Genomic DNA, 5,645 nt, shown 5'->3' with positions numbered 1-5,645 from the left:
CCTATCTCAACCAGGCCGGCACCGAACCCGCCAGCCGCGCCCTGCGCAACTACCTGCACTTCCAGCACCTGGACGGCGAGCAGGTCTACCAGCTGCGCAAAGTCATCGAAGTCGAACTCGCCGTCTCGGTCCTGGGCCGCCTGAGCGAAGACGACTACCGCGCCCTCCAGGACAACGTCGATTTCTGCAGCGCCCCCGAAGACAGCGAAGCCGGCCAACGCGAACAACGCATCGCCGAACTGGAATTCCACAACCTGCTGGCCAAGGCCTGCCCCAACCCGCTGCTGAGCTTCATGGCGCAATTCCTCAACGACCTGCTGCGTGACCTGGTCGTGCTGAAAAAAGCCTACAAACCCAAGCGCAAGCAATTCGACGCCGCCAACCTCGACTACCACAAACAACTGCTGATCGCCTTCCGGGCCGAAGACGAAGCCACCGTACGCAGCCTGATGCACGAACACATGTGCGACGCCGAACACCACATGACCGCCCTTGAAGGTGAAGTCAGCCCGCACTTTCTGCTGGAGTTCGACCACAACCACTAAGCCGCACCCTCCACCAATAAAAGGCCTGCCCACAGGCCGTGCTCCACCGTATCGCCATTGCCACTCCTGCCAATAACTAATCCAGGGAGTCACCCCATGCAGCGTCGTACGTTGTTGAAAGCCAGTCTCACCGCAGCCGCCGCCCTCAGCCTCCCGCTGAGCGTGCGTTCTGCATTCGCCGCCGAGCCTTTTACCTTTTACGGCCTCAAGTCCATGTCTGGCGCCTTTGCCAGTTATGGCAAATTTGCCGACATGGGTTCACGCCTCGCGGTGGAACAGCATCCCGAGTTGCTCGGCCACCCGCTGGTCTACAAAGTGATCGACACCGAAGGCAACGCCGGCAAGGCCGTGCGTAAAGTCCAGGAAGCGATCCAGCAGGACGGCGCACGCTTTTTCCAAGGCTGTACCCTGTCGTCTTCGGCACTCGCGGTGGCCAAGGAAGTGAGCAAGGCCGGCGGCGTGTTCATGACCCCGGTGGGCGCCGATGAAGTCACCGGCAAGGACTGCAACAGCGCCACGTTCCGCTGGTCGGTGCCGACCTACGGCGCGATCCGCGAGACCCTCGTGCCGCTGATCAAGCTGCTGCCCGACGCCAAGCGCTGGTACACCATCACCCCGCAATACGTGTTCGGCGAAGCCCTGCTCGAAGGCGCCAAATCGGTGCTGGCCGAGCATGGCCTGGAACACGCCGGCAACAGCTACCACTCGCTGCAGGAGCAGGAGTTCTCCGGCTACCTGACCAATGCCATCGCCGCCAAACCCGATGTGCTGGTACTGCTGAACTTCGGCAGCCAGTCGTCCAACACCCTGCGTCAGGCGGTGAACTTCGGTATCAAGGAGCGCATGAAAGTGTTGCTGGTGTGGTCCGCCGGCCTCGACCAGTTCCAGGAGCTGGGCAGTGACGTACTGGAAGGTGTGTACCTCGGCGCTCAGTACTGGCATCAGGTCGACACCCCGCTCAACCGTGACCTGGTGAAACTCACCAAGGCCAAATACGGCATCAACCCCACTTACCCGCTGGCCGCCGACTACATCAGCACCAAGGTCATGCTCGAAACCATCATCTCCACCGGCAGTTTCGACGGGCCGACCGTGGCCAAGGCCATGCAGGGCCTGAGCTACGAAGGCCCCACCGGCAAGGAGTCGATCCGCTCCGGCGACCATCAGGTGATCAAGGACTACTACCTGCTGGTGGGCAAGGCCGCAGGCGACATGGCCGACAAGGACGATCTGGCCAAGGTGCTCAGCTCCGGCCAGTCGTTCCCGCCGGTGGAAGCCACGGGCTGCGTGCTCGGCTGATCCGCTGAAAATCTACTGGTGACACAGCGCAGGGCCGCTCATGCGGCCACCTGCCGAGGGTTCCTGCATGCTTAATCTTTACCTGTTCCAGATTCTCAACGGCCTGGGCCTTGGGATGATCTACTTCCTGATCGCGGTCGGCTTGACGATCATTTTCGGCCTGCTGAACTTCGTCAACTTCGCCCACGGTGCGTTCTTTTTGCTGGGCGCCTACATCTGCTACACCGCCGTCAGCCTCACCGGCAGCTTCTGGCTGGCACTGCTGATCGCGCCGCTGGTGGTGGCCGCGCTGGCCTGGGTGATCGAGCGATTATTGATCCAGCGGATTTATCACTTGCCGCACATGTTCCAAATTCTGGTGACCCTGGGGATTGCCCTGATCATCCAGGAAGCCAGCGTGATGATCTGGGGCCCGGTGGGCAAGAGTGTCGCCGTACCGGAATTGCTGCGCGGGGTGCTGGTGGTGGGCGATTTTGTCTACCCCTACTACCGCCTGTTCCTGATCGTGTTCTCCGGCCTCGTTGGCCTTGGCCTGTGGCTGCTGCTGGAACGCACGCGCTTCGGCGCCCTGGTGCGGGCCGGCAGTGAAAGCACGGAAACCGTGTCCCTGCTGGGCACCAACATTTTCCGCCTGTTCTCCATGACCTTCGCCCTCGGCGTGGCCCTCGCCGGTGTGGCCGGTGTGCTGTTCGCCCCGTTGCGCGGCGCCCAGCCCTTTGTCGGCCCGGAAATCCTCGGCGTGGCGTTCGTGGTGGTGGTGATCGGCGGCATGGGTTCCTTCAGCGGTGCACTGGTGGGCGGCCTGCTGGTCGGCGTGGTGCAAAGCCTGATGACCACACTCTGGCCCCAGGGCGCAAGCCTGATGATCTACGGTGCGATGGCCGTAGTGATCCTGGTGCGTCCTTACGGCCTGTTCGGGAGAGCCTGACATGAGCGAAAAAAACCCCCTGCCATTCGCCAAGACCCAGTCGCGCTACATGCTGCTGTTGGTGCTCGTGGTGTTGATCGGCCTGCCGTTGATTCTGCCCTCCGCGACCCTGGCCACCGAGATCCTGATCTTTGCCATGGCCGCCCTCGCCTGCAACCTGCTGCTGGGTTACACCGGGCTGCTGTCGTTCGGCCAAGGCATCTTCTTCGGGGCCGGCGCCTACTGCGCGGCGCTGTTGATGCTTCACCTGCAACTGGGGCTGTTCAGCGCACTGCTGGGTGCCGCCGTCGCCGGTGGTTTCCTGGCTTTCCTGGTGGGCGCCCTGGCGATCCGTCGCACCGGCATTTACTTCGTGATGCTGACCCTGGCCTTCAGCCAGATGGCCTACTTCGTCGCCTACACCCTGAGCGACTGGACCGGCGGCGACAACGGCCTGCTCAGCGTGCCGCGCCCGGAAATCCGCATCGGTGACACCGTGCTGCTGTCGCTGACCGACGCCCGCGCGTTCTACGGGTTTGTCGCGGTGCTGTTCCTGCTGATCTTCATCGGTGCCCGCCGGGTGATCGCCTCTCCATTCGGCAGCACGCTGATGGCGATTCGCGAAAACGAAACCCGCGCTTCGGCCATCGGCTATGACACCCGCCACTTCAAGATCCTGGTGTTCGTGTTGTCCGGCGCCGTCACCGGGATTGCCGGGGCGCTGTACGCGATGCTGCTGCACTTTGTGCCGCTGTCGAACATCGACCTGGCGATGTCCGAAAACATCCTGATCATGACCATCGTCGGCGGCACCGGCTCGCTGTTCGGCTCGTTGCTGGGCGCCGGTTCCATCGTGCTGCTGGGGGACTTCCTTTCCGATCTGTGGCCGCGCTGGCTGATGCTGCTGGGGGTGATCCTGATCCTGGTGGTGATCTTCATGCGCGGCGGTTTGTGGGGCGGTCTGTCGACCCTGTTCGACCGTGTGCGCGGCAGCCGCAAGGCCGACGTTGTGACCAAGGAGAAGCTGTCATGAGCATCCTGCTGGAAACCAAGAACCTGGAACTGGCCTACGGTGCGTTCCACGCGGTGAACGGCGTCAACCTCAAGGTCGAAGCCGGCACCATCCACACCATCATCGGTCCCAATGGCGCGGGCAAGACCAGTTTGTTCCACTGCCTGACCGGCGAACGCCAGGCCACCGCCGGGGCAATTCATTTCGACGGCAAGAACCTGATGCGCAAACCGGCCCACGGCCGCGTCGGCCTGGGCATGGCGCGCTCGTTCCAGCTCACCAGCCTGTTCCAGAACCTCAGCGTGCGCGAAAACCTGCGCCTGGCCGCCCAGGGTCGCGACGGCGCCCGCGCCCTGAACTTCTGGCGCCGGGTCGACAGCAAGCGCGAACACCTGGAAATGGCCGACCAGGTGCTGGAACGCCTGCAACTCACCGCCCGCGCCGACATCCTGGCCGGCGAGTTGTCCCACGGCCAGCAGCGGGTATTGGAAGTCGGCATGTCGATCTGCTCCAGACCCAAGCTGCTGATGCTCGACGAACCCACCTCGGGCATGGGCATCGACGACATCCCGATCATGACCCAACTGATCAGCGACCTCGGCCGCGACCATACGGTGCTGTTGATCGAGCACAACATGAGCATCGTCATGTCCATCAGCCAACGCATCACCGTGATGAGCCACGGCCAGATCCTGGTGGAAGGCACACCGGAATTCGTGCGCGCCGACGAGCGCGTGCGCACCGCCTACCTGGGAGAAGCCGCCTGATGCTGACCGTCGACAATATCCATTCCTACTACGACAAGAGCCACGTCCTTGAAGGCGTGTCCCTGACCGTCAATCCCGGCGAACTGGTGACCCTGCTGGGGCGCAACGGTGCCGGCAAGACCACCACCCTGCGCAGCATCCTCGGGATTATCTGCCCGCGCCAGGGCCAGATTCACTTCAACGGCCAGCCGCTGGTGGGGCAGAAAATCTTCGAAATCGCCCGCCAGGGCCTGGCGCTGGTGCCGGAGAACCGCGGGATTTTCCGCCTGCTCACGGTGGAGGAAAACCTGCGCATTGCCGTGCGCAAGACCAGCCGCTGGCAGATGGAAGACGTGTACGGCATGTTCCCGCGCCTCAGGGAGCGCCGCAAAAACGCCGGCCACGCGCTGTCCGGCGGTGAGCAACAGATGCTCGCCATCGCCCGCGCGCTGCTCAACGATCCCAAGCTGCTGATCCTCGATGAGCCCACCGAAGGCCTCGCGCCGGTGATCGTCGACGAGCTGGTGAAGATCCTGCGCAAGGTCAAGGAAGACGGCCTGCCGGTGCTGCTGGTGGAACAGAACCTGATGGTCTGCGACAAGCTCGCCGACCGCCATTACGTCCTCGAACAGGGCCGCGTGGTGTACGAAGGCAGTGCCGAAGCCTTCCGCGCCGACCCGACGATCAAGAACCGTTACCTGGCCCTGAGTGCCTGACCGGAGACTGCTGATGAATAGTTTTGCGCAACCGCTCCAGAGCAACGCCCCGCTGATCAACCGCGAGCGCCTGTGGCAATCGCTGATGGACCTCGCCCGCCTCGGCGCCACACCCAAGGGCGGCGTGTGCCGCCTGGCCCTTACCGACCTCGACCGCCAGGCCCGCGACCTGTTCGTGCAATGGTGCGAAGCCGCCGGATGCAGCGTCAGCGTCGACGCCATCGGCAATATCTTTGCCCGCCGTGCCGGGCGTAATCCGGCACTGGCGCCAGTGATGACCGGCAGCCATATCGACACCCAGCCTACCGGCGGCAAGTTCGACGGCTGCTACGGCGTGATGGCTGGACTGGAGGTGATCCGCACCCTCAATGATTTGCACATCGAGACCGAAGCACCGATTGAAGTGGTGGTGTGGACCAA

Annotated in this window: 6 protein-coding genes and 1 pseudogene; all 7 read left to right on the top strand. The window is 63.3% G+C overall.

The genetic code is table 11. The features are described 5' to 3' along the window. On the top strand, positions 1–545 hold a 545-nt coding region (locus HX846_RS17660), incomplete at its 5' end, for a FadR/GntR family transcriptional regulator (protein ID WP_178965800.1). A gap of 96 nt (positions 546–641) precedes the next feature. Beyond that, positions 642–1,844, top strand: a complete 1,203-nt coding sequence (locus HX846_RS17655; protein WP_178965799.1) for an ABC transporter substrate-binding protein — start codon at positions 642–644, stop codon at positions 1,842–1,844. Between the two features lie 67 nt (positions 1,845–1,911). Then, complete coding sequence (locus tag HX846_RS17650) at positions 1,912–2,772, top strand: branched-chain amino acid ABC transporter permease (protein WP_003215751.1); 861 nt, start codon at positions 1,912–1,914, stop codon at positions 2,770–2,772. A gap of 1 nt (position 2,773) precedes the next feature. After that, entirely contained in the window at positions 2,774–3,784 is a 1,011-nt protein-coding gene (locus HX846_RS17645; protein WP_178965798.1) for a branched-chain amino acid ABC transporter permease, read from the top strand. Beyond that, positions 3,781–4,530: an ABC transporter ATP-binding protein gene (locus HX846_RS17640; RefSeq protein ID WP_102368683.1), complete on the top strand. Its 750-nt coding sequence runs from the start codon at positions 3,781–3,783 to the stop codon at positions 4,528–4,530. Before HX846_RS17645 ends, HX846_RS17640 begins: the two co-directional genes overlap by 4 nt. Next, positions 4,530–5,225 (top strand): ABC transporter ATP-binding protein, encoded by a 696-nt coding sequence (locus HX846_RS17635; protein WP_003215757.1) that lies wholly within the window; start codon positions 4,530–4,532, stop codon positions 5,223–5,225. Before HX846_RS17640 ends, HX846_RS17635 begins: the two co-directional genes overlap by 1 nt. Positions 5,226–5,238: 13 nt before the next feature. After that, a pseudogene (locus tag HX846_RS17630) lies at positions 5,239–5,645 on the top strand (M20/M25/M40 family metallo-hydrolase); the annotation flags it as partial.

The sequence above is a fragment of the Pseudomonas sp. K5002 genome, from assembly GCF_013386655.1.
Taxonomy (GTDB): domain Bacteria; phylum Pseudomonadota; class Gammaproteobacteria; order Pseudomonadales; family Pseudomonadaceae; genus Aquipseudomonas.
This window is presented reverse-complemented; position numbering and strand designations above follow the sequence as displayed.

Excerpts from the sequence above, each read along its gene's own strand:
- HX846_RS17655 (WP_178965799.1), top strand. The coding sequence starts at position 642 with ATGCAGCGTCGTACGTTGTTGAAAGCCAGTCTCACCGCAGCCGCCGCC.
- HX846_RS17650 (WP_003215751.1), top strand. The coding sequence starts at position 1,912 with ATGCTTAATCTTTACCTGTTCCAGATTCTCAACGGCCTGGGCCTTGGG.
- HX846_RS17645 (WP_178965798.1), top strand. The coding sequence starts at position 2,774 with ATGAGCGAAAAAAACCCCCTGCCATTCGCCAAGACCCAGTCGCGCTAC.
- HX846_RS17640 (WP_102368683.1), top strand. The coding sequence starts at position 3,781 with ATGAGCATCCTGCTGGAAACCAAGAACCTGGAACTGGCCTACGGTGCG.
- HX846_RS17635 (WP_003215757.1), top strand. The coding sequence starts at position 4,530 with ATGCTGACCGTCGACAATATCCATTCCTACTACGACAAGAGCCACGTC.